Origin of the sequence: Pseudomonas sp. CIP-10 (genome assembly GCF_020911845.1) — a bacterium.
GTDB lineage: Bacteria > Pseudomonadota > Gammaproteobacteria > Pseudomonadales > Pseudomonadaceae > Aquipseudomonas > Aquipseudomonas alloputida.
The window spans coordinates 1,756,731-1,779,376 of sequence record NZ_CP087160.1 but is presented as its reverse complement, the minus strand read 5'-3'; the positions used below and the strand labels follow the sequence as shown (position 1 = coordinate 1,779,376).

Below are 22,646 nucleotides of genomic sequence, written 5' to 3'. Positions count from 1 at the left end.
CTGCAAAGCAGCCCCAATGCCCTTGATACAAATCAACACAGTTTCCTACAGACGGCCATAGACTCCGGTGCACTGCTGCTCTTTCCGGGGACTACCCTCATGCTCGACGACCTCCGTTGGGATACCGACCTGATCCGCCGCTACGATCTCGCCGGGCCACGCTACACCTCTTACCCAACCGCCGTGCAACTGCACAGTGAGGTGGGTTCGTTCGACCTGCTCAACGCCCTGCGCGAGAGCCGACGGGCCGTGCGCCCGCTGTCGCTGTACGTGCATGTGCCGTTCTGCGCCAACATCTGCTACTACTGCGCCTGCAACAAGGTCATCACCAAAGACCGTGCGCGCGCTGCGCCCTACCTGCAGCGCCTGGAGCAGGAAATCCAGCTGATCGCCTGCCACCTGGACCCTAAACAACGTGTTGAACAGCTGCATTTTGGCGGCGGCACACCGACCTTCCTCAGCCATGTGGAACTGCGCCAGCTGATGGCCACCCTGCGCCAGCACTTCCACCTGCTGGACGACGATTCCGGCGACTACGGCATCGAGATCGACCCTCGCGAAGCCGACTGGTCGACCATGGGCCTGCTTCGCGAACTGGGCTTCAACCGCGTCAGCCTGGGTGTACAGGACCTCGACCCGGCCGTGCAGCGCGCGATCAACCGCCTGCAGAGCCTGGAACAGACCCGCACCTTGATCGAGGCTGCGCGCACGCTGCAGTTTCGCTCGGTCAACCTCGACTTGATCTACGGCCTGCCCAAGCAAATCCCGGAAGGCTTTGCCCGCACCGTCGAAGAGGTGATCCGCCTGCAGCCCGACCGCCTGTCGGTGTTCAACTACGCTCACCTTCCCGAACGCTTCATGCCGCAACGGCGCATTGACAGCAACGATCTGCCCAGCGCGGCCGCCAAGCTGGAGATGCTGCACGCCACCATCGACCAACTGACCGCCGCCGGTTACCGCTACATCGGCATGGACCACTTCGCCCTGCCCGACGACGAACTGGCCATTGCCCAGGAAGAAGGCACCTTGCAGCGCAACTTCCAGGGCTACACCACCCACGGGCACTGCGACCTGATTGGCCTGGGCGTGTCGGCGATCAGCCAGATCGGCGACCTGTACTGCCAGAACAGCAGTGACCTCAACACCTACCAGGACAGCCTGTCCAACGCCCAGCTGGCCACCCAGCGCGGCTTGCTGTGCAACCACGACGACCGCATACGCCGGGCAGTGATCCAGCAACTGATCTGCCATTTCGAGCTGGATTTCGAACCCATCGAACAGGCTTTCACTCTGGATTTTCGCGGTTACTTCAACGACCTCTGGCCCGAGCTGCTGACCTTGCAGCGCGACGGCCTGATCAGCCTGGACGACAAGGGCATTCGCATCCTGCCCGCCGGCCGGCTGCTGGCGCGCTCGGTATGCATGGTGTTCGACGCCTATCTGGCGATGCACAACCGCCAGCGCTTCTCGCGAGTGATCTGAAAAACAAGGCGTTCAACCGCATGGACAAGCTTCCTTGTCAGGCACACTATGAGCACACAAGGACTCCCGGCAGGCCACCTGCCGGGGTTTCGCCAGCGCGCACCATCACCGCGCACACTGGCCTACACCCTGTGTCGTGAGTTACCCTTACGACTTATGTGTGCTTTCCCACAAGGATCGATTCAAATGTCCGAGCCAGTCAAACTGCGCCCACACAACCAGGCCCATTGCAAGGATTGCAGCCTGGCCCCCCTGTGCCTGCCTCTTTCGCTGAACCTGGAAGACATGGACGCACTGGATGAAATCGTCAAACGCGGGCGGCCGCTCAAGAAAGGCGAGTTTCTGTTCCGCCAGGGTGACAGTTTTGGCTCGGTCTACGCAGTACGGTCCGGGGCCCTGAAAACCTTCAGCCTCAGCGACAGCGGCGAAGAGCAGATCACAGGCTTCCACCTGCCCAGCGAACTGGTCGGCCTGTCAGGCATGGATACCGAAGCCTACCCGGTATCGGCCCAGGCCCAGGAAACCACTTCGGTGTGTGAAATCCCCTTCGAGCGGCTGGACGAGCTGTCGGTACAACTGCCACAGCTACGCCGCCAGCTGATGCGGGTAATGAGCCGTGAAATCCGCGACGACCAGCAAATGATGCTGCTGCTGTCGAAAAAGACCGCGGACGAGCGCATTGCCACTTTCCTGGTCAACCTGTCGGCGCGCTTCCGCGCCCGCGGCTATTCGGCCAATCAGTTCCGCCTGAGCATGTCGCGCAACGAAATCGGCAATTACCTTGGCCTGGCGGTAGAAACCGTGTCGCGGGTGTTCACCCGCTTCCAGCAGAACGGCCTGCTGCGCGCCGAGGGCAAGGAAGTGCACATCCTCGACCCGATCCAGCTGTGCGCGCTGGCCGGTGGTGCAATCGAGGCCTGACGCTGGTCTTTAGCGGGTATACTTGGGCATTCGTTTTCCCAGGATACCCGCAACAATGCACAGCGACGCCTTCGACCTCAAAGCCCTGATCCGCCCGGTAGTGGACTTCCCCAAACCGGGTGTGATCTTCCGCGACATTACCCCGTTGTTCCAGTCGCCACGCGGGCTGCGCTATGTGGCCGACCAGTTCATCGAGCGCTATGTCGAGGCTGAATTCAGCCACATCGGCGCCATGGACGCGCGGGGTTTCCTGATCGGCTCGATCATCGCCCACCAGCTGAACAAGCCGCTGATCCTGTTCCGCAAGCAGGGCAAGCTGCCGGCCGACGTGTTGAGCGAGGGTTACCAGACCGAGTACGGCGAGGCCTTCCTGGAAGTGCATGCCGACAGCCTGTGTGAAGGCGACTCGGTGCTGATCTTCGATGACCTGATTGCTACTGGCGGTACGCTGCTGGCGGCGGCCAACCTGGTGCGTCGTACTGGGGCGCAGGTGTTCGAGGCGGCAGCGATCATCGACCTGCCGGAACTGGACGGGTCGCGTCGGTTGCAGGCGGCCGGGGTGCCTACCTTCTGCCTGACCGAGTTTTCCCTCAGCGAGTACTGAGTGGGCTTTTGGGGCTGCTTTGCAGCCCATTCGCGGGTAAACCCGCTCCTACAAAGGCCGCGCATTTTTTGTAGGCGCGGGTTTACCCGCGAATGGGCCGCCAAGCGGCCCCAATGAATCAGAGCGAAATGGGCCGGCGCCCTGCAAAGGCATGGGCCAAGGTACCACCGTCCACCATCTCCAGCTCACCGCCCAGCGGCACACCATGGGCAATCCGAGACGCCACCAAGCCTTTCTCGCTCAGCAACTGGGCAATGTAATGCGCCGTCGCCTCCCCCTCCACCGTCGGGTTGGTCGCCAGGATCACCTCGGTAAAGGTGCCCTGCTCTTCGATCCGCGCCATCAGCTGCGGAATACCGATCGCCTCAGGCCCCAGGCCATCCAGCGGCGACAGGTGCCCCTTGAGCACGAAGTAACGGCCACGGTAGCCCGTCTGCTCCACCGCATACACATCGGTCGGCCCCTCGACCACGCACAACTGGGTGTCGTCACGGCGCGGGTCGGCGCACTGCGGGCACAGCTCCTGCTCGGTGAGGGTGCGACACTGGCGGCAATGCCCTACCCCTTCCATGGCCTGGGTCAAGGCCTGAGCCAGGCGCAGCCCGCCACTGCGGTCGCGCTCGAGCAGTTGCAGGGCCATGCGCTGGGCGGTTTTCTGGCCAACGCCTGGCAAGATGCGCAGGCCGTCGATCAGTTGGCGGATGAGGGGGCTGAAGCTCATGGGAAAGGCCTGACAATTCAATAAGAGGCGGTTTATACCCAGCGGGGGCGGTGGCGTCAAATCACCTCGCCCAAAGCCTGCAAGGTCTGCTTTTTTGTGGGAGCGGCCTTGTGTCGCGAAAGGGCTGCGAAGCAGCCCCGGCACTCTATGCTGCAAAGCTGGAATCCGGGGGCCGCTTCGCGCCCCTTTCGCGACACAAGGCCGCCCCCACATAAAGAGCAGACCGCAGCCGGGTGAAATCTACGCAAAAAAAAACGCCGCTGATATCAGCGGCGTTTTTGAGTACCTCAATGCCTTAGAACGGCATCTTGAAGCCTGGCGGCAGCTGCATGCCGGCGGTCATGCCGCCCATCTTTTCCTGGCTGCTTTGCTCAACCTTGCGCACGGCGTCGTTCAGCGCAGCGGCAATGAGGTCTTCCAGTACTTCCTTGTCATCTTCATCAGTCGACATCAGACTCTGGTCGATGCTGACGCGCTTGACGTCATGACGACCGGTCATCACCACGCTCACCAGACCGCCACCGGACTGACCGGTGACTTCGGCGTTGGCCAGTTCTTCCTGCATCTTCTGCATTTTTTCCTGCATCTGCTGGGCCTGCTTCATCAGGCCGGCCATGCCACCTTTCATCATGGGGTATACCTCGATTGGGTCATGTGATGCGGCCCGGCACCGGGCCAGCCGCATGGTTATCCGTTACTGGCCCTGACTGACCAGGGCTTCTACAGGCTCAATAGTATCCTGCCGCACCTTGGCGCCGAACAACTTGATCATCTGCTGGATCAACGGATCCTGCTCGATCGACGCGACGGCGTCCTGCTGACGCTCGGCACGCTTGCGCGCTGCGGCCTGAGCCGGGGTTTCCTGCTCGGGCAGGATCAGCTCGATGCGCAGGTTCAGCGTGCGCCCCAAGTGCTGGTTGAGCGCTTCGTTCAGGCGCCGCTGCTGGGTGGCGTTGAACAACGCACCCTGGCCCGGGTCCAGATGCAGCAACCAGTCGTCGCCATCGGCGGCAATCAACGTACAGTTTGCCGCGATGTTGCCTGTCATCCCGGACACAGGCAACTGTGGGAATAATTCCAGCCATTGCAGGGCCAGACCGGTGGCTGGTTTGGCTGCCGGCAACGGTTCGGCCGCCGGTTTGGACACATCTTCCTGAACATGCTCGGCCAGCTCGTCCAGGTAGCTGAAGCCTGCCGGGTCGCTTTCGCCACCGTAGTAGTCTTCGTCAAGCGGCGGCTCATCGTCGCGCTCCATCCCCACGGCAGCGTAGGCAGACGGGTCGAAAGGCGGCTCGTCGTGTGCCGGGGTGGCCTGTGGGGGCGCCACCGGGGCAACAGGCTCGGGCTCGGGTGCCGGTTCGGGCGCGAGTTCAGCCGCTAACGGCGCGGGCGCAACGGCAGGCTCTTCCCACGGCAAGTCGACCACTTCGGCAACAGGCTCAGGTACGGAGATGGCCTCGGCTTCGGCCTTCAGCTCAACATCTGCCTCGGCCTCCGGCTCATGATCAGCCGTCGCGGGTGCAGGCACCTCCAGCTGCGGGGCTTGCGCTACAGGCTCCGCCGGCACAGCCGCGACAGGCGATGAAAGCGCGACCGGCGCCGCGGCTGCCACCTGCCCTGCAGGATCAGCTGTGGCCTGGCTGATCCCCGTTGGCTTTAGCACCGGCTTCGGTGCATCGTCCGTGTCTGCCGGGCGGAACGCCAGCATGCGCAGCAGCACCATCTCGAAGCCACCGCGCGGGTCCGGCGCAAGGGGCAGGTCACGGCGGCCTATCAGGCCCATCTGATAATAGAACTGCACATCCTCGGCCGGCAGCGCCGAAGCCAGCGCCAATACCCGCTCGCGATCACCCTGGCCGTTGTCTACCGCTTCGGGCAGCGCCTGGGCAATGGCTACACGGTGCAGCACATTGAGCATTTCGGCCAGAACGCCCGACCAGTCCGGCCCTTGCTCGGCCAGGTTACGCACGGCCTCCAGCAAAGCCCTGGCATCGCCTTCGAGCAGTGCCTGCAAGACCCCATACACCTGGCCATGGTCGAGGCTACCCAACATGGCACGTACATCGGCAGCCAGTACCTTGCCTTCACCAAAGGCGATGGCCTGGTCGGTCAGGCTCATGGCATCACGCATGGAACCATCGGCCGCACGGCCCAGCAGCCACAGGGCATCTTCCTCGAACGGCACGTTCTCGGCGGCCAGTACGTGGCTGAGGTGCTCCACCACCCGCTCCGGGCTCATGTTCTTCAACGAGAACTGCAGGCAGCGCGACAGGATAGTGGCCGGCAGCTTCTGCGGGTCGGTGGTGGCGAGGATGAACTTGACGTAGGGCGGTGGCTCTTCCAGCGTCTTGAGCAAGGCGTTGAACGAGTGGGTCGAGAGCATGTGCACTTCGTCGATCAGGTAGACCTTGAAGCGCCCACGGCTAGGGGCGTACTGCACGTTATCGAGCAGTTCGCGGGTGTCCTCGACCTTGGTACGGCTGGCGGCGTCAATCTCGATCAGGTCGACAAAACGGCCTTCGTCGATTTCCCGGCACACCGAACAGGTGCCACAGGGCGTGGAGGTGATGCCGGTTTCACAGTTCAGGCACTTGGCGATAATACGGGCGATGGTGGTCTTGCCCACGCCGCGGGTACCGGTGAACAGGTAGGCATGGTGCAGGCGCTGGTTGTCCAAGGCATTGATCAAGGCCTTGAGCACATGGGTCTGGCCGACCATTTCGCGGAACGAGCGCGGACGCCATTTTCGTGCAAGAACCTGATAACTCATCGAAAAACCATCGTAGCCTGATCGAGCGGAAGATCGCTAATGCTAGCGGAGCGGGGGCAAAATTGCACCCTGCGCAACTCGTCTAAGCTTGGAATGGCGCATTGTCCAGGGAGGATTGCCTTTGCGAAGACTGCTGGCCCTGTTACTGCTGTGGTCTACAAACAGCCTGGCTGACCAGCCGGTGCTGCGCTTTTCCGTCGCCGAGAGCTGGAGCATGCCGCTGGTACGCATCGAAGGCGATCAGCCAGTGGAGGGATTGCTTTACGACCTGATGCAAGCCGTTGCCAGGCAAGTGGGCGCTCGCCCCGAGTTCCATGTCATGGCCCGCCTGCGCCTGGAGGAGGCCATGAGCAGCGGCGACATTGATGTCCGTTGCTACGTCAGTACCCAATGGCTCAACGACCGCCCAAGGGATTTTGTGTGGAGTATCCCGCTGATTCATCAGCGTGACGTACTGGTCGGCCGCGCCGGCGACAGCAACCCGATATCCCCGGAGCAACTGCCACCCCAGGCGATCGGCACGGTGCTTGGCTACACCTATTCAACCCTGCAACCGCTGCTGGACCACGGCCAGCTGCACCGTGAGGACAGCCGCAGCCAGTTGCTGGTGCTGCAAAAGCTGCAGGCAGGCTGGTATCGCCATGCGGTGAGCAATCAGTTGTCGTTGCAGTGGTTCAACCAAGGGTTGCCAGCGGAGCAGCAATTGCAAGCGCTGGCAGTGCTGGACGAACAGGATTTGGGGTGCATGGTGCGCAACGATCCGGCGATACCGACACAAGGGCTGTTGCGGGCGTTGGTAAGGATGAAGCAGTCGGGGGAGATCGAGCGGATTTTGCAGCGGTATGGAAGGGTGAGCGACTCCGGCTCTATGTCGCTGACCCAGCCCTAGCCAGTAGCCTGATGGAAGGCAAACCCTCGCAAAGCTTGCGCGCCCCTTGTGGGAGCAACTGTCTTGCTCAATTTCTAAAAGCCGGTGCCATCCACCGCGTCGCCTGCTTCGCGGGTGAATCCGCTCCCACAGGGTTATTCGCTATCCCTGCAATCTCTACTTGCTCCAAGGCCGGAATCAATGGCTTCTCCGCTCAAACGCCAATGCCACAGCATCCGCCTGCCCCCAGGCAATCTGCATGGCCCGCAAACCATGCTCCAACAACTGCCTGGTTTCTTCGTCCTGAATACGCTCAAGCGCCCGCCGGCTATCGCTGTATGCGAACATCAGGTAGTGGGAAACATTCATCAACGCGAACTCCATCGGGACGATGCCTTCGCTGATCGCGCGGGAAAGGGATTTGCCTTGGGGAAGATCGAAGACGTGGGGCGGATCGGGGACCCGTTTTTTCATGAGTTCACCATACCGGGCTGAGAGCACCCTTTCGCTTCCACACTTAAGGTGACAGTTGTACGCGGGGTGGAAGACCAGGGGTATGGCAAACCCGGCAGGCCCGAAGGCCTCCCACGCACAACCGTCATATCGACAGCCGCCAAACCACCCAGGCTTCCACACCCGATCGCTGAACTGACAGCGACCGCGAAAGCCTAGTGGGCGAGGTTGACCGGGACAATCAGACGGGAGTCGACGGAACACGTAGGATAATTCGCTATGCCTGCCTGACGTGTAGGGGCTTTCCTAGACTGTTATCAGACCTATCTTAAAGTGGGCACTCTGATCATGTGCTTACTGTTATCGGGCTCCCTGTCTTCACACCAAAGCCCGTAAATACGCACTCAAGAACAACCCCACACCAAACACAAAATGCGTGGCCAGGCTCTTCAGACAGTTCCGCGCAGGTGTCGGCGTTCTGGACGCAAAGAACCCTGCCCCCATCGCCGGCTGCATGAGGCAAAACGGCGCCACGACTGTACCCACACCCACAACTACTGCAGGTAAAAGAGTAGGCGACCGCAACCAGCCCTCCCCTACGATCACAAGCAGCAGCATCGCGAAAAGCACGCCGGTGGCGTAGTGAATCACCCATCCCCACGCCAACTCATTTCGCACCGGTTCCGCTTTGGCAATCGCTTGGTGCGAAACACGCCCACCTAGCAAGTGCCCCGCCCAACGCCCGACCATGGCAAAGTTCAGCGTTGCCACACCCAACCGCCTCAGCAGCAGCCCCCACAGGTCCATCACTACAGTGGCACCTATGCCAATCGGCAATGCAGCTAAAAACATCGCAGTAAACGTCATTGAACAAGCCCTCGAAAGTTGACGGTCATTACCCATGCCGCGCAGCATAGAAGTTGAAGTCAACTTCAAGTCAAGGGCCCGAAATGGACATTGCCGACGTCGCCAAACGCACAGGCGTACCTGCATCGACACTGCGTTACTACGAGAAGAAAGGCTTGCTCAAGTCGCTTGCCGGGCACGGTCAGCGTCGACAGTTTGCAGCCGATGTGGCGGACAGGCTGGCGCTGATCGCCCTGGGGCAGGCTGCGGGGTTTTCGCTGGATGAAGTGGGGGCGATGCTGGTGGACCTGCAGGTCGACAGGCAGATGCTGATAGCAAAGGCGGACGAGCTGGATGCGCGGATCAAGCGCTTGCAGGCGATGAGCAAGGGGTTGCGGCATGCCGCGCAATGCCCTGAGAAAGATCATCTGACATGCCCGAAATTCCAGCAGCTGATGAAGCTGTCGGCGGCAGGAGCATTGGGCGAAAAGCAGAAAAGAACGAAGACGTTCGTTACAGATTGAGGTTTTCCGACCCCAGAAATGGAGGCGGCCCCACCAGCCACACCCCGGCACTCGATGTTCCCGCTATGGCTGCTCCCTTCCGGGCCTGACCAGGTACGCATGCAAGCATGCTCGGGAATCAATGCGAGCCTTATGGGGCAAGGGTTTCAGGCTGATGAGGTAGATCGCCATCTACCCATGCAAACACCAAGTACGCTCGCTCAAGACTCGGGGTGTGACCAGAATTGTTCCACTCAATTGGTCCACTTTACTGGTCCACTCTGGTGTTCCCTCATGGCCTACATCGTCCGCCGCCAGTCCGTTTACTACCTCAACCTTCGACTGCCAAAGCACCTATTCCCCAACCGGCACACCCTGCGTATTTCCCTGCGAGTGCGAGAGCGGCAGGCAGCTTTGTACCTTGCAACCTCACTGGCTCAGCGAGTGAGCAGCCACTTGAACGAGCACCCCCTAACGCCTCCTGAAACGCTGCGTGTGCTTTGCGTGCAATGGCGCGACTCATCCCCCAGGCCATTACCCTGCACTGCATCAAAGCAAGCTGTGGCGCCCACAGCGAAGCCAGCAAGTAGCGGTCCTACCCTGGCAACCCTTTCCAAGCTTTATATAGAGGAAGGCAAACGCGGTGGTACATGGCGGCAAGGCAGTATCGACGATGTGGAACGTGCACTAGCCGACCTGTTCGAGCTGATGGGTGACATGCCTGCGGCAGCCTTCGATCCACAACAAGCTCGCCTACTAAAAGAGCGGCTGAGCCAGTGCCCCCAATACTTCGGGCTACGCCCCGAGTTCAAGGGGAAGACTCTGCGAGAAGTGGTCGAATCGGGTAGCAGTTACAAGACCATCACCGCCGTCACGGTGAACAACCGACTACGCAAGCTCACCGCCTTTGTGAACTGGTGCAAAGCGAACGGGTACGTTACTGACAACCCTCTGGCTGGCATGAAGGTCATGACGGGATCGGCAAAGGAAGCACGCCTGTCATTTGACCGCCACGACCTGGTAGCCCTACTGGATCATGAGGCATTGCGAAAAGAAGCCCGCAAGAATCCTTGGCGCTACTGGCTTCCGTTGCTGGGGAGAGCCACGGGGGCGCGATTGGAAGAACTCTGCCAATTGCGTGTCGATGACTTTATCGAACAACAGGGAATCCAGTGCATCCGCATTGATGACAACGGTGCGGGCCAAAACCTCAAAAACGCCAGCAGTCGTCGCGTGATTCCTTTACACCCTAGCCTGCTAGATATGGGCCTGCTCCAGCACATTGAATCGGTCAAGGCTACCGGTGCTGATCGGGTGTTTCCTGAACTGGAAGCCGTTCGAGGCAAGCTGGGCCATGCCCCATCAAAGTGGTTTGGTCGTTACAAGACCAAACAGGGCGTCACCGATGGTCGCAAGACGTTCCACAGCTTCCGCCATACCCTTATCGATGACCTACGGGATGCCGGGGTGCAGGATTCTCTAATCAAACGTATCGCTGGACACGAAGATGCAGCGGTGACGTTCAGCGTCTATGGGAGCCGTAACCCCATCAGGGCGATGCTGGAAGCGTTGTCGCATATCAGCTTGTAACGCTCACTGGCGTATGACATAGCGGTGGCGGCTTCCTAGCTGCGAATCCCGCTAGGTAAATGATGGGAAACCGCTGGCGCCGATACCAAGAACGTCGGCTTTTCTGGCTGCCCACAGCGGCGCTGCCGGTCCCAACCAGACAGAGATAAACCACCCCATGACAACACCAGAAATCTAATCACATGACACAACCAATGCAGCTAATCAGCCGTCAGAAAACCAATATAAACATTAAAGCCAGACCAAAGTAATAACTTTACATGTTCACATTCAGGCCGCAACTACACCATTAGATTCTTGTTGACGCCCAAAACCAAACCCGTATCATCAGCGCCAACAGGACTACCGCACTTAAGTCCCGCCCCACACTTAGATTCATTATTCACCCCATGCCCACCAGGCATTGCGGAAAGACCTCACCTAAAGAACACGTAAAACAGATTACAGAACCACACGAAATCACACGCACCCATACAATATGCAAGTAAAAAAAATCATTTACACCGCTATCGCAGCACCAGGCTCAGGCAAAACGCAAAAACTTCTCGACAACATCCCCAAACTAACCCTAGATGGAAAGCTGCTAGTCCTCGCACTACCTACCATCGCTTTAATCAAGGAAGTAGCATTTCGAGCATCTAACGCCGGGCTGTCATACCAAGCCATTTACCATGGTTGCGATACTCGCGTAGTTGATTGCCTAGAGCAGGCACTATGGGAAAAGAACGATTACCTTATCATATGCACACAAGAATCATTAAAAAAGGCGAACCCAAAGTTACTAGCTTGCTGGACGGTTATCGTTGACGAACTTCCAAAGGTCGTCGAGTACCACGACTACCCCTTGGACCCTTTAGAGCTTAAACGCCTATTTGATTACCTTTACGAAAAAGGCGGACGATTATTTATCAAAGAGGGCGAGAAGGAGAAGGTGGAAAAGCAATTAGCAACAAACAGGTCAGACGCTAATGGCACAGACTGCTCGACACTTGGAAACTCAGGAGCACAAGTATTCCGCCTGTTACTAATGGGTGTTGAAGTTTTCATTGATGAGATGCAGCACAATAAAAAGCGACATGTACGGGCAGTGGAGGAAATTAAGTCCTGGTGGAGTATTTTCACATCAGCTAGAGAGAGTCACATTCTTGCCGCCAATGTATTGAAGACTGAGTTCCATGTGCTTGCCAAGGCCAATAACTTTGAATTTGCAGATTCACCCCTCACACCCGACCATTTGCCCTACAAATGCAGGATTAAAATCTACCCCATTATGCGTAAGGGAGAAATTTTCAGCAAAGCCAAAATGCTTTACCCCCACAATGATGAGACGAAAATAAACATTGCACTCAAACTAATCATGAAACACGTCAAGTCCACCCCGTTACTCTTAGCAAATAAATGGGCCAAACTAGAACACACACCCGATGTCTGCTACCTGCCCAAAGATTGCAGAGGCCTGAACCAGTATACACATGCCACAGAAGCAATCATCATGTTCGGAGGCAATCCAAGCCCATCGGACAGCAAAGGAATAGCATACCTGGAAACCAAATACGGAATTGAGTTCGAAAGTGCATTTATCACTACCAGACTGCTGGAGCCAGCTTTACAAGCAGCGGCTCGCTCAGCTGTACGCATTCCGAGCAACACCGATGAGATCACCTTTTACGTCCCTGATTACCGAGTTGCAGAATACTTTAAGTCCACTTACTTTCCAGGAGCCACTGTTGAATGGTCCCTAGCAGACTCGATACCCATGCAAAGTGACGGGAGAACACTCTGCAAGAAAAAAGAAACAGAGGTTCAGAGGCGTCTAGAACTAAATGAAAGCGCCGTAGCAATCAACAAAGCAACTGGTGTTTCCAGGGCAAAAATTGCTCTAATAAAAACCGCCCTTAAAGCAGCGTGACCTGTAACATATCCTAAAAGACTTCTTAGGAAAGGTTACACCCCAAGCACGATCCAATTTTTATAGCCCCCATCTCAGCACATGGTCATACAGAGCATGGAGGGTGCCCCCTTCACCCTTGAAACTTACGAGCTTTATTTAACTATATGTAACACGCATGCCAAAATAAAACAAACCCGTGCCGAAGGCACGTTGAACAACTTTATATCTAGCAGGAGACGGAGGGCAGCACCCCTCCCTCACCTTAAAATAAAATCAATTTAACGTATTAACCGTGACGCACGTCACGACGAAGTTAACCTGTGCCGCAGGCACATCGCATAACGTTACATTAAGCAGGGGAAGGAGGGTGATACCCCCTCCTCCACCTCAAGATTAACCCACTTGAACAAATTGATCCGTGACGCACTGCGTCACAATTAACATACTCAGATTTGCAATCCAGAAAGATGGTGGGGCTTTGGCTCCTGCCCCACACCCTCCAACACAAAGTTAATTTAATACTTAATGTGTACCCGCAACGGTACGTTGCAACTCAATCAGGGTGGGCGGACGTGCCCCAACCACCCCTACCATTCAATTTAGACTTTACACTGCATCCTCTACTAGAACATCCACTGGGAGGAAAACCAACTTATACCAGCCACCACTGCCATTGAGTAACCTACAACTTGAGTAGACTTCTTATCCTTGAACGGACCCAGGTATCCCTTACCTGCCTTCGAAACTATGACCTTGTAGCCTAGCTTATTCAGCTTAGTTACATCCTCGAGGTTCAGGACGCCATGGTCATCTGGTGATGGCAGCAGCATGACATACCACCCCTTCTCCGACTCTGGCAAGACTTCTGCCCTGTACAACTCAATCGGTGACTTTGCACATAGGGGACTAACGTAATAAAAATTCTTATCATCCATAACCACCGCCTCCCAATCATCCCCATCCATTGGAAACGCAATATACGGAGTAAATCCAATGTAACCGCCAGCGTAGTTTTTTACGTTTGCCTCACCGCATACAACACCCCATGGCTTCACCTGCTCGTTCCGGTATTGAGCGGACTGGGGGTCAGTCATCTGCGCCTCCAACGCAATACGCGCCTTGGAGGTTGAATCATCACAACCTGACAGCAGCAGTGCACCAACCACAAACACGCTTTGGAACGTCACTCTCATCGTTTACTTCCTGTGTATTGTCGAAGGCTCGCCAACGCTCGTGCCTGCCGTACCGTAAGGCACTAATGGAACGGTTTCGTCGTGAGCACGGGATGGGAATTAAGCCAGCAATGGCTTTGGCAATACTCCATTGCGGAGACGTCATAGCCACTGCTGGATACTGCTTATCTGGCTACCCCATATTGCCGAGGCAAGTCAGGGTGCACCTCTCAAACCCCAAACGAAAACCGGTTGTTAGCGAGCACTTGTTTCAAAGTCTGGAAATCCGAGTTAGTGAATGCCGAATGGACTACGCATTTGAGAAATCCAAGCCGCAGTGCTTTTTCATCAACCGACTCCACCCAGCCGTACTCGATGAGGCTTGAGATTGCACGGTGCACCCGCTCCTCCCTGAACGTAAGAAAATCAGGTAGCAGCGTGGTGTCGACACTCACCGCACGGTTACTGTCCATACGCATCAGGAGAAGGAGCATCACTGCCACCTTATCCTCGTTCAGGGCGCTGTACGCCGCCAATGCCTCAAATGCGTATCGTGGAACACAAACCGTTTGGTCATTGGCTACATTTTGATCAGTCATGAGTCGTCCTCTGCTAAGCAGCTTGTTGAATAAGCATGGTTTTGGGTCTTGCGGGACTTGCTCAACTCGCTGGACTTGCCGACTAACTGGACTCGCTGACTTACCCGACGACTGCCTTTGACTGGGCATCGACGCCGTACACCGTGGACTGACTTAGAGGGTCCGTGTGGGGCACCGCTTTGGATGCCTAACTGACCTGCATGTCACGATTAGTGTGTTCACGATTAAAGCACACTCGCTGACCATTGGGGAATGCCTGCACCTCCCCCTTCACCAGCGCTCCAGAAGCAATTCGGCACCCGAGTCAGGGTGCTCCGCATGGCTATGGGCATGAGCCAGGAAGCGTTCGCAGATCGGTGCGGCTTCGCCCGAACCTACATGTCTCGCATCGAAACGGGTGGTGCCAACCCATCCATCAATGCCATCAAGGTGTTAGCTGACGCCCTGGGCGTGAGTATTTCAGCCCTGTTTAAAGGCCTGTGATTCGGTCAAAAACTAATTCGGTAACTACCAGTTAACTACCGTCGGTACTGGCAGCATGCGCCCCTACGACCAGCACTTTTCATCGCACGCCCTGAATTCATTGGCATTGCGGAGGATTGGGTTTAGCCATACGCCCCCGCTAGCCTTTAACCACAGAAAAAACATGGTTATGCGGTACTTACTTGCTACTCTACCCGCTGCTTTCAGAAGTCAGTCTTGGTAAAGGTTTGAGTAAGGCCTGTTTCAGACGAAGTTACATAGAGGGTTTCACCCGCCACCTGGAACGTTAGCGCAGCATCCCACTCACCTTCACGCCAACGCCCCCAACTGGCAGTGTCAGTAAAGAAGGCTGACCAGATGATCCGATCCCCGACTACCTTGCATCTGTAACGAAAACGATCACCATCAGGGCGCCTATAGCTTATTTCGGGCATATCACCCCGTCGCATAGTTTTCATGTTGTCTGCTGGTCGGCCCATCTCCATCGCTATCGCTGCCTTGCAGAGTTGATCAGAGCTGAATCCACCCGCGTGGACATAGCCTGGTAGAGCGATGGCAACAGCTAGAAGTGCTTTATGCACATTCATGAGAATGCTTCCTTTCCTTTTGCCAGGTTGATGCGTTCTAGCACATCCACGACCTACTGTTCACTGTGTGGTTTAGGGTGTGCTTCATGCACCACAAACGAAGTGGCTGGAAACCCGCTCAAAGCGCCCATGCATTCGTGCCATTAAATACCTTTACCGACCTTATGTGACACAGTAGTATATGACACACCCAAACTGTCACAGAGCAACCTACTATGTTCATCCGTGCTTATCTTCGGGCATCGACTTCCGAACAGGACGCGACACGGGCAAAGCAATCATTGATCGATTTCGCTGCTGAACAAGGCCATAAGATCGCAGCCTTCTACATCGAGAACGCTAGCGGCGCCAAACTTGAACGCCCACAGTTGTTCCGCCTTCTGGATGACAGCCACGAAGGTGACGTGCTGTTGATCGAAGGGGTAGACCGGTTATCCAGGCTGAGTCAGGATGATTGGGCACTTTTGAAGGCCAGAATAGCGGCCAAGAAGGTAACTGTAGTGTCCCTCGACCTAAGCACCAGTCACGCGGTCTTGAAGCCCGCCGATGGAATGGACGACTTCACGAAGGGGATGATTGCAGCTGTGAACGGCATGTTGCTGGACATACTAGCCGTGGTAGCGCGCAAAGATTACGAAGACCGTCGCCGTCGTCAGGCCCAAGGGATCGCTACAGCCAAGGCAGAAGGAGCCTACAAAGGCCGTCCAGCTAACCTTGACCTGCACAAGCGGGTTAGTGAACTGCTGGCAGACGGAAAGAGCATCCGGAAGGTGGCCGAGCTCTTGAAGTGTAGTACCACAACTGTGCAGAAGGTTAAGTTAAACGCACTGGAGGCGGCACACGAGGCGTTCAGGAGGGAAAACGAAATCCTCGATGAGAAGATTGAACAATCTTAAATGCCTAACGGCCCTGACCTCACAGAAGCGGATTACCAGTCATGGATGGACAAGAAAGAGGCCTTGGAGAAAGCCGGACAAGTATCCCTGGAGTGAGGAAGCTACATTCCAACACCAGTGAAACAAGGCGCTGTAAGCCACTACGCTGCGGTATCAGTTCGAGAGCAAGCACACCATGGAAGACCGGAACGAAGCAATCGCGGACGCCCTTGAAGCGCTGCATATGAACCAGCAAGCCATACGGGCTAGCGTTGAAGGAATCGCCTTGTGGTTACGAGCCAGGGGATCAGAGAACACGTTTCAGAACGCGATTACAGCGCTACAGGCACTTGACGCCACCGCCGATGCCATCCGTTCATCGATAGAACGCATTCGCAAAAAGCCCTGTTAGCGGGGCTTTTTGCCTGCGATATTTTAAAAACAGCCACCGCACCTTGCACCGTGCACTGGATGAGTTCTTAACCTCGACCGCCTTACGCTCGCCTTTACCAATCTCCGTGCCCTGACAAAACTTATCCATCAGCACGTTCGAAATCACATCCTCGATCATTCATCGCATTTTCATTCATGAGTATGAGTGCCGCATTTTGCTCCCAAGATATCCGTGCGAGAAACTTATCTTTTGAAAATGACTCTTCAATCTCATTCAAGAATGAATCCAACCACCAGTAATAATCCCACCCCCTCGCCGTGAGCAGCGATGCCGGATAGAAATTCACAGTTAGACCAAGACCGATCTTGTATACAGATACCGCCCGCGAGTTAGCACCGAGATATAACTCTTCAAATCTTCGCGGCAAAACGGCATTCATACCCCTGAATCTGGATTCAATCGTCAAAGAAAAACGGGGCGTTTTTATAACCAAGCCAGAATCATCACGACTTATAGAACTACCTTTCGGCAACATTATTTCAAAATGGTCAAAGATAGCCCCACCGGGCCCAAAAGCATAAACAACTTTTCCTTCTGTAGAGTCAAAACCGTGTGCCGTAAATGGTTCACGCTCCTCCATTGGCCTTGAAAACAAGTCCAAAAAACGGTTATCCAGTAGCACCTGAGAAATCTCATTTCTTTCCAGCGTAACCAGTTCATCATTCGAAACAAAAGCCTGACTATTGAAATAAGATTCAAGATGCATGGAAAGCTTATTAAGAGCATAATACTCAATCGCCTCCCTCAGTAGCGCATTGGATTTCGGAGGCGAGTTTCTAACAGCCCCTCGCCTAGAGGAACTTTCACTACCAACAGGTGATTCGGACCAAATCTTCTTGAATGCCTTATTCTCTGAGCATAAAGCCACGACTGCCTGATCAATCTCCTCAGACACTTCATACCCTTCGATAGATATCATTTCGAAAGTTTCATCATTTATGCAGACTACACCACTAACACTGTAAACACCATTATTTTGAGGCCTAAGATTTCTGATTAATATCAAAACCCCGACAACAATCAACACACAACCCGCCACCACGGAAGAAACATAACTCAAATTAAAATAGCCAGTAACTCCAGAGGATAGTATGTTGACCCCCAAAGCAACGAGAACTGCCATCACAAACATTTCAAATAGACTCGCTTTCAACGCGAGCAGGTCCGCCAACTTCCTGTTTTTCATTATTCTACCTCTATATTCCTCGACACCAAACTTACGACTCAGCCCCTTCGCATGTTGAGCAAAATGGCTCTGAAAACCCAATAAAGCACACGCAGATTTTTCATACAACTGGCACCCTATCGAAGGAGGGGGGACGGGGCAACAGGCTATATGAGCTAGCGTCCTCCGGTGATACTTCGTGCCGATTATCACCAGTTCATATGCCGGTTCAAACGCAGAATCACAGGGGGCTACCCTAGCAGTCAAGCATATTTGCTGCTTGTCGCCCTTAGCCTCCATAAAGGCAAACTCGGCGAGCGTGACACCAAGCTATGCCATACCGTTCTTTGGTGACCAAAGCACAGCGCTAGGCTTGACCCTTATGTGGCCAACGACTGTCCGTTCGGAATCGACAATTTCATGGTCTTCAAATTTTTCTTGAGCGGACGAGTTAACAGCCATGCCGTACTCATTGGCGAACGGAAAAGGATGGCCGATATTAGATTACTCGCCACCGTATGGCCATCACTGGCAACAGGTGGATTCTCGCAAGCACTAGATCAACGGAGGGATGGTACGTGGAGAGACTGGAATCGTAATGAAGCTGACGGTAGCATACCGCTGACGTGCACCACTACGGTGTACCTAAGCACTGTTCCACTTCGAGATTTTGAGAGAGAAAAGTCCTTTAGAATTAAGGACTTGCGTAATGGAGGCGGCCCCACCAGCCACACCCCGGCACTCGATGTTCCCGCTATGGCTGCTCCCTTCCGGGCCTGACCAGGTTAACGGGTAATCAATGCGGGGGGACCGATGGGGCCACCACTACATGCCTCGCTGAGCAGCGAGTGGCGCCATTGTACCGGTCTTTGGGGCAGATACAACCACTGCGGCAGAAAAAGTCATCATTTCTCAATGACTTGTCAGGGGCGAGACGGCCTGGACGGGCCTCTTCGCGGGTAAACCCGCTCCTACGGGGGACCGCGCAGGCTTTTCGAGTTTTGAGCAAGGCAGTTGCCCCCCACAGGGGGGCACGGATGCCTAGACCGCTATGCCCTGTTCGGCCAGGAATGTGACGAAGGCATCTTCGTCCAGTACCTTCACACCCAGCTCAGCAGCCTTGGCCAGCTTGGAACCTGCCCCCGGCCCTGCCACCACGCAGTGGGTCTTGCCGGAAACGGAACCGGCAACCTTGGCCCCCAGGCTTTCCAGCTTGTCCTTGGCAATGTCGCGGCTCATGCGCTCCAGCGTACCGGTCAGCACCCAGGTCTGGCCGGCCAGCGGCAAGCCTTCGGCCACCTTCTTCTCGCTGCTCCAGTGCATGCCGAACGCCAGCAACTGCGCTTCGATGTCCCGGGCCAGTTTCTGGTTTGCTTCATCCTTGAAGAACTCACGCACTGCGTCGGCCTGCTTGGCCGCCAGGGCCTGGCGCAGGTCAATGCCGTCGGCGGCGATGATCTTGTCCAGGCTGTCGAGCTTGGCCACCAACTTCTCGGCACCGGTCGGGCCGACGGAGGCAATGTCGAGCTTGGCGATCATCCCGGCCAAGGTGGTGCTGGCGGCAAATTCGGCAGCCAGCTCACCTTCGTCCTGCAACTGCATACCGCTGTCGAGCAGCTGCTGGATAACCTTCTGGTTGTGCTCGTCTTCAAAGAAATTGTGGATCTCGTAGGCCACTTCGAGACCGATGTCCGGCAAATAGGTCAGCACCTGCGGCAATGCCTGCTGCACGCGCGCCAGGCTGCCCAGCGAGCGGGCCAGCACCTTGGCAGTCTCCTCGCCGACATCCGGGATGCCCAGCGCGTAGATGAAGCGCGCCAGGCTCGGGCGCTTGCTGGCTTCAATGGCATCCAGCAGCTTCTGGGTCGACACCTCGGCAAAGCCTTCAAGGCCGACGACCTGCTCGAACTGCAGCTTGTACAGGTCAGCCGGCGAGCCGATCAGGCCTTCATCCACCAACTGCTCGACACTCTTCTCACCCAGGCCGTCGATGTCCATGGCACGGCGCGACACATAATGAATGATCGCCTGCTTGAGCTGCGCGCCACAGGCCAGGCGGCCGACGCAGCGGTACACCGCACCTTCGCTGGTGGTTTCCTTGCCCTTGCTGCGTTTGACCAGCTGGGTGCGCTCGACCTGCGAACCACACACCGGGCACTCGCTTGGCACTTCTACCGGGCGGGCGTCTTGCGGACGACGCTCCAGCACCACCTGCATCACCTGCGGGATCACGTCGCCGGCCCTGCGAATGATCACCGTGTCGCCGATGCGCAGGCCCAGGCGGGCGATTTCGTCCATGTTGTGCAAGGTGGCGTTGGACACGGTCACACCGGCCACCTTGACCGGCTTCAGCCGCGCCACAGGCGTTACGGCACCCGTACGGCCAACCTGGAACTCAACGTCCAGCACCTCGGTCAGCTCTTCCATGGCCGGGAACTTGTGGGCAATCGCCCAGCGCGGCTCACGGGCGCGGAAGCCCAGCTCGCGCTGGGCGGCCAGGCTGTTGACCTTGAACACTACACCGTCGATCTCATACGGCAGGCTGTTACGCCGCTCGCCAATGTCGCGGTAGTAGGCCAGGCATTCTTCGATGCCCGCCGCATGCTTGAGCTCGCGGCTGATCGGCAGGCCCCAGGCCTTGAGTTGCTCGAGGATGCCGATGTGGCTGTCGCCGATGCTTTCGGACAACTGGCCGACACCATAGCAGCAGAACTCCAGTGGGCGGCTGGCGGTGATTTTCGAGTCCAGCTGGCGCAAGCTGCCAGCAGCGGCATTGCGCGGGTTGGCGAAGGTCTTGCCACCGGCCTCGGCCTGGGCGGCATTGAGCCGGTCGAAACCGGCCTTGCTCATGTACACCTCGCCGCGCACCTCCAGCACTGCCGGCCAGCCCTTACCCTGCAACTTGAGCGGGATGTTGCGCACGGTGCGTACGTTGGCGCTGATGTCTTCGCCAGTGGTGCCGTCGCCCCGGGTGGCGCCCTGCACCAACTGTCCGTCGCGGTACAGCAGGCTCACGGCCAGGCCATCGAGCTTGGGTTCGCAGCTGTAGTCGACCGCACCCGGCTGATCGAGGCCTTCTACCACACGGCGACCGAACTCACGCAGGTCGGCTTCTTCAAAGGCGTTGCCCAGGCTGAGCATGGGCACTTCGTGGCGCACCTGGCTGAACGCAGCCAAGGCAGCGCCGCCAACGCGCTGGGTGGGCGAGTCGGGGGTTACCAGGTGCGGGTGTTCGGCTTCCAGCGCCTTGAGCTCGTTGAACAGGCGGTCGTATTCGGCATCAGGCACGCTGGGCTCGTCGAGCACGTAGTAGCGATAGTTATGCTGATCGAGCTCGGCACGCAGTTCGAGGATACGGGTTTCGGCGGTCATGGGATTTGTCTTCTCTTGCAAAGCAAAAGAGCAGCTTGGGGGTGGTGCGTGGGGTATCAGGTGTCTGTTGACTGTGCCGGCCTCTTCGCGAGTAAACCCGCTCCTACAAGGGCGTCACATGCCCTAGGGCGGTGATGTACCTGTAGGAGCGGGTTTACCCGCGAAGAGGCCGGCACAGGCAACGACGATACCCGAACCGGCCAGCACGCCCTCAGGCTGCTCTTTCGTCTGGATCTGTCAGCGTTTCTGGGTCAGCGCACGGCGCTCGAACTCGACGATACGCTGGCGGTAGTGCTCGATGGTCTGGGCAGTCAGCACGCTGCGCTGGTCATCCTTGAGCTCACCGTTCAGTTCGTGGGCCAGCTTGCGTGCCGCGGCAACCATCACGTCGAAAGCCTGCTTCGGATGACGCGGGCCCGGCAAACCGAGGAAGAAGCTCACAGCGCGAGTGCTGAAGTGATCGATGTCGTCCAGGTCGAACACGCCAGGCTTGACTGCGTTGGCCATCGAGAACAGCACCTCGCCGTGACCGGCCATGCTCTCGTGGCGGTGGAAGATGTCCATTTCGCCGAAGCGCAAGCCGCTTTCCAAGATGTTCTGCAGCAGCGCCGGGCCCTTGAAGCCACCCTCGTCGCGGGAGATCACGCTGATGACCAGCACCTCTTCGGCGGGTGGCAACTCCTTGACGCTGCTGCTGGCAGGCGCTGCGCCGCTGCTACGGTTGTTGTCGGCGGCAAAGTCGTCATCGCTGTCGGCAAACAGGTCGGGCTCGCGCTGCTCGGCGCTCAGGTTCAGGTCACCCTGCTGCACATCGGCAGCCGCACTGGCACGCTTGCCGCGCTTGCTGGCCTTGACCGGCTTGGGCTCACGCTCGCGATCACGCGCAGACGCGCTGAGCGACGGCAAGTCGCTTTCGTCCAGCTCAGGCTCCTTGTGGGTATCGAGCACTCGCGACGGGCCGAGCACTTCGGCACTGCCACCCTCTTCGTCCGGCAGGTTGGAATAACTGCGATCCAGACGGAATTTCAACTTGCCTTTCCCGCCGCGCATGCGGCGCCAGCCGTCGAAAAGAATCCCGGCGATAACAATGATGCCGATGAGGATCAGCCACTCGCGCAGACCGATTTCCATGTAATCCCGTGCCTCTATAAAAATATGCTTGAAAACAAAGGGTTCAAAGCCCTTTAACACGTGGCGCCAACTCTATGTTCTGACAGGCGTTTTACCCACGCAAAAAACGAGTGACATTAAGCTAGCACGACCAAAGACAACTTTACACCGTCTGTCGCA

General features: G+C 57.0%; 20 protein-coding genes and 2 other RNA genes. 9 read left to right on the top strand and 13 right to left on the bottom strand.

Features of this window, described 5'->3' with window-relative positions:
* Positions 1 to 99 precede the first annotated feature (99 nt).
* The 3 genes from hemN to LMH93_RS08090 all read left to right on the top strand — a co-directional run bounded on the left by hemN (position 100) and on the right by LMH93_RS08090 (position 3,007).
* Complete coding sequence (hemN, locus tag LMH93_RS08100; RefSeq protein ID WP_230064982.1) at positions 100 to 1,482, top strand: oxygen-independent coproporphyrinogen III oxidase; 1,383 nt, start codon at positions 100 to 102, stop codon at positions 1,480 to 1,482.
* Between the two features lie 186 nt (positions 1,483 to 1,668).
* Positions 1,669 to 2,403, top strand: a complete 735-nt coding sequence (gene fnrA / locus LMH93_RS08095; RefSeq protein WP_003254301.1) for a Crp/Fnr family transcriptional regulator FnrA — start codon at positions 1,669 to 1,671, stop codon at positions 2,401 to 2,403.
* 55 nt (positions 2,404 to 2,458) lie between these two features.
* On the top strand, positions 2,459 to 3,007 hold the full coding sequence (locus LMH93_RS08090; RefSeq protein ID WP_009683910.1) for an adenine phosphoribosyltransferase: 549 nt from the start codon (positions 2,459 to 2,461) through the stop codon (positions 3,005 to 3,007).
* 118 nt (positions 3,008 to 3,125) lie between these two features.
* On the opposite strand, the gene recR is transcribed toward LMH93_RS08090, so the two are convergent.
* The 3 genes from recR to dnaX form a co-directional block, all read right to left on the bottom strand.
* Entirely contained in the window at positions 3,126 to 3,728 is a 603-nt protein-coding gene (gene recR, locus LMH93_RS08085; protein WP_003254304.1) for a recombination mediator RecR, read from the bottom strand.
* A gap of 295 nt (positions 3,729 to 4,023) precedes the next feature.
* A complete protein-coding gene (locus tag LMH93_RS08080) occupies positions 4,024 to 4,359 on the bottom strand; it encodes a YbaB/EbfC family nucleoid-associated protein (RefSeq protein WP_003254305.1) in 336 nt (111 codons plus the stop codon).
* A gap of 63 nt (positions 4,360 to 4,422) precedes the next feature.
* Positions 4,423 to 6,498: a DNA polymerase III subunit gamma/tau gene (dnaX, locus tag LMH93_RS08075; RefSeq protein WP_064614933.1), complete on the bottom strand. Its 2,076-nt coding sequence runs from the start codon at positions 6,496 to 6,498 to the stop codon at positions 4,423 to 4,425.
* A gap of 121 nt (positions 6,499 to 6,619) precedes the next feature.
* Between dnaX and LMH93_RS08070 the strand changes: the two genes are divergently transcribed.
* Complete coding sequence (locus LMH93_RS08070; protein ID WP_230064981.1) at positions 6,620 to 7,387, top strand: substrate-binding periplasmic protein; 768 nt, start codon at positions 6,620 to 6,622, stop codon at positions 7,385 to 7,387.
* A gap of 177 nt (positions 7,388 to 7,564) precedes the next feature.
* Here LMH93_RS08070 and LMH93_RS08065 read toward each other — a convergent pair whose 3' ends face one another.
* Positions 7,565 to 7,840, bottom strand: a complete 276-nt coding sequence (locus LMH93_RS08065) for a hypothetical protein (protein ID WP_033725979.1) — start codon at positions 7,838 to 7,840, stop codon at positions 7,565 to 7,567.
* 357 nt (positions 7,841 to 8,197) lie between these two features.
* The gene (locus tag LMH93_RS08060; RefSeq protein WP_004577058.1) at positions 8,198 to 8,686 is read right to left on the bottom strand and encodes a DUF2938 domain-containing protein; all 489 of its coding nucleotides are present in this window, start codon (positions 8,684 to 8,686) and stop codon (positions 8,198 to 8,200) included.
* Positions 8,687 to 8,769: 83 nt separating this feature from the next.
* Between LMH93_RS08060 and LMH93_RS08055 the strand changes: the two genes are divergently transcribed.
* Positions 8,770 to 9,189 carry a helix-turn-helix domain-containing protein gene (locus LMH93_RS08055; RefSeq protein ID WP_003254311.1) on the top strand — a complete coding sequence of 140 codons (420 nt, stop codon included), beginning with the start codon at positions 8,770 to 8,772 and terminating at the stop codon, positions 9,187 to 9,189.
* 35 nt (positions 9,190 to 9,224) lie between these two features.
* On the opposite strand, the gene ffs (LMH93_RS08050) is transcribed toward LMH93_RS08055, so the two are convergent.
* Positions 9,225 to 9,310: signal recognition particle sRNA small type (ffs, locus tag LMH93_RS08050), an RNA gene on the bottom strand.
* 152 nt (positions 9,311 to 9,462) lie between these two features.
* Here ffs (LMH93_RS08050) and LMH93_RS08045 point away from each other — a divergent pair.
* Both LMH93_RS08045 and LMH93_RS08040 read left to right on the top strand, forming a co-directional pair.
* Positions 9,463 to 10,758 carry a site-specific integrase gene (locus tag LMH93_RS08045; RefSeq protein ID WP_230064980.1) on the top strand — a complete coding sequence of 432 codons (1,296 nt, stop codon included), beginning with the start codon at positions 9,463 to 9,465 and terminating at the stop codon, positions 10,756 to 10,758.
* Between the two features lie 478 nt (positions 10,759 to 11,236).
* Positions 11,237 to 12,667: a hypothetical protein gene (locus LMH93_RS08040; RefSeq protein WP_230064979.1), complete on the top strand. Its 1,431-nt coding sequence runs from the start codon at positions 11,237 to 11,239 to the stop codon at positions 12,665 to 12,667.
* Between the two features lie 605 nt (positions 12,668 to 13,272).
* Here the strand turns inward: LMH93_RS08040 and LMH93_RS08035 are convergent.
* Both LMH93_RS08035 and LMH93_RS08030 read right to left on the bottom strand, forming a co-directional pair.
* On the bottom strand, positions 13,273 to 13,842 hold the full coding sequence (locus LMH93_RS08035) for a hypothetical protein (RefSeq protein WP_230064978.1): 570 nt from the start codon (positions 13,840 to 13,842) through the stop codon (positions 13,273 to 13,275).
* Positions 13,843 to 14,051: 209 nt separating this feature from the next.
* The gene (locus tag LMH93_RS08030) at positions 14,052 to 14,420 is read right to left on the bottom strand and encodes a hypothetical protein (RefSeq protein ID WP_230064977.1); all 369 of its coding nucleotides are present in this window, start codon (positions 14,418 to 14,420) and stop codon (positions 14,052 to 14,054) included.
* A gap of 252 nt (positions 14,421 to 14,672) precedes the next feature.
* Here LMH93_RS08030 and LMH93_RS08025 point away from each other — a divergent pair, with 252 nt between their 5' ends.
* Positions 14,673 to 14,903: a helix-turn-helix domain-containing protein gene (locus tag LMH93_RS08025; RefSeq protein ID WP_268256901.1), complete on the top strand. Its 231-nt coding sequence runs from the start codon at positions 14,673 to 14,675 to the stop codon at positions 14,901 to 14,903.
* A gap of 203 nt (positions 14,904 to 15,106) precedes the next feature.
* Here the strand turns inward: LMH93_RS08025 and LMH93_RS08020 are convergent, their stop codons facing one another.
* Entirely contained in the window at positions 15,107 to 15,490 is a 384-nt protein-coding gene (locus LMH93_RS08020) for a hypothetical protein (RefSeq protein ID WP_230064975.1), read from the bottom strand.
* Between the two features lie 215 nt (positions 15,491 to 15,705).
* On the opposite strand from LMH93_RS08020, the gene LMH93_RS08015 reads away from it, so the two are divergent.
* Positions 15,706 to 16,386 carry a recombinase family protein gene (locus LMH93_RS08015; protein ID WP_230064974.1) on the top strand — a complete coding sequence of 227 codons (681 nt, stop codon included), beginning with the start codon at positions 15,706 to 15,708 and terminating at the stop codon, positions 16,384 to 16,386.
* A 512-nt stretch (positions 16,387 to 16,898) separates the two neighbouring features.
* On the opposite strand, the gene LMH93_RS08010 is transcribed toward LMH93_RS08015, so the two are convergent.
* The 4 genes from LMH93_RS08010 to zipA all read right to left on the bottom strand — a co-directional run bounded on the left by LMH93_RS08010 (position 16,899) and on the right by zipA (position 22,487).
* A complete protein-coding gene (locus LMH93_RS08010) occupies positions 16,899 to 18,005 on the bottom strand; it encodes a hypothetical protein (RefSeq protein WP_230064973.1) in 1,107 nt (368 codons plus the stop codon).
* Between the two features lie 698 nt (positions 18,006 to 18,703).
* Positions 18,704 to 18,800, bottom strand: an RNA gene (gene ffs, locus LMH93_RS08005) — signal recognition particle sRNA small type.
* Between the two features lie 225 nt (positions 18,801 to 19,025).
* Positions 19,026 to 21,356 (bottom strand): NAD-dependent DNA ligase LigA, encoded by a 2,331-nt coding sequence (gene ligA, locus LMH93_RS08000; RefSeq protein WP_003254312.1) that lies wholly within the window; start codon positions 21,354 to 21,356, stop codon positions 19,026 to 19,028.
* A gap of 237 nt (positions 21,357 to 21,593) precedes the next feature.
* Positions 21,594 to 22,487: a cell division protein ZipA gene (gene zipA, locus LMH93_RS07995; RefSeq protein ID WP_003254313.1), complete on the bottom strand. Its 894-nt coding sequence runs from the start codon at positions 22,485 to 22,487 to the stop codon at positions 21,594 to 21,596.
* Between the last annotated feature and the right edge of the window lie 159 nt (positions 22,488 to 22,646).

Coding starts and splice junctions, on each gene's coding strand:
- hemN (WP_230064982.1), top strand. CDS start 100: ATGCTCGACGACCTCCGTTGGGATACCGACCTGATCCGCCGCTACGAT.
- LMH93_RS08020 (WP_230064975.1), bottom strand. CDS start 15,490: ATGAATGTGCATAAAGCACTTCTAGCTGTTGCCATCGCTCTACCAGGC.
- LMH93_RS08080 (WP_003254305.1), bottom strand. CDS start 4,359: ATGATGAAAGGTGGCATGGCCGGCCTGATGAAGCAGGCCCAGCAGATG.
- zipA (WP_003254313.1), bottom strand. CDS start 22,487: ATGGAAATCGGTCTGCGCGAGTGGCTGATCCTCATCGGCATCATTGTT.
- fnrA (WP_003254301.1), top strand. CDS start 1,669: ATGTCCGAGCCAGTCAAACTGCGCCCACACAACCAGGCCCATTGCAAG.
- LMH93_RS08055 (WP_003254311.1), top strand. CDS start 8,770: ATGGACATTGCCGACGTCGCCAAACGCACAGGCGTACCTGCATCGACA.
- LMH93_RS08010 (WP_230064973.1), bottom strand. CDS start 18,005: ATGAAAAACAGGAAGTTGGCGGACCTGCTCGCGTTGAAAGCGAGTCTA.
- recR (WP_003254304.1), bottom strand. CDS start 3,728: ATGAGCTTCAGCCCCCTCATCCGCCAACTGATCGACGGCCTGCGCATC.
- LMH93_RS08025 (WP_268256901.1), top strand. CDS start 14,673: ATGCCTGCACCTCCCCCTTCACCAGCGCTCCAGAAGCAATTCGGCACC.
- LMH93_RS08065 (WP_033725979.1), bottom strand. CDS start 7,840: ATGAAAAAACGGGTCCCCGATCCGCCCCACGTCTTCGATCTTCCCCAA.
- ligA (WP_003254312.1), bottom strand. CDS start 21,356: ATGACCGCCGAAACCCGTATCCTCGAACTGCGTGCCGAGCTCGATCAG.
- LMH93_RS08040 (WP_230064979.1), top strand. CDS start 11,237: ATGCAAGTAAAAAAAATCATTTACACCGCTATCGCAGCACCAGGCTCA.
- LMH93_RS08090 (WP_009683910.1), top strand. CDS start 2,459: ATGCACAGCGACGCCTTCGACCTCAAAGCCCTGATCCGCCCGGTAGTG.
- dnaX (WP_064614933.1), bottom strand. CDS start 6,498: ATGAGTTATCAGGTTCTTGCACGAAAATGGCGTCCGCGCTCGTTCCGC.
- LMH93_RS08015 (WP_230064974.1), top strand. CDS start 15,706: ATGTTCATCCGTGCTTATCTTCGGGCATCGACTTCCGAACAGGACGCG.
- LMH93_RS08035 (WP_230064978.1), bottom strand. CDS start 13,842: ATGAGAGTGACGTTCCAAAGCGTGTTTGTGGTTGGTGCACTGCTGCTG.
- LMH93_RS08060 (WP_004577058.1), bottom strand. CDS start 8,686: ATGACGTTTACTGCGATGTTTTTAGCTGCATTGCCGATTGGCATAGGT.
- LMH93_RS08030 (WP_230064977.1), bottom strand. CDS start 14,420: ATGACTGATCAAAATGTAGCCAATGACCAAACGGTTTGTGTTCCACGA.
- LMH93_RS08045 (WP_230064980.1), top strand. CDS start 9,463: ATGGCCTACATCGTCCGCCGCCAGTCCGTTTACTACCTCAACCTTCGA.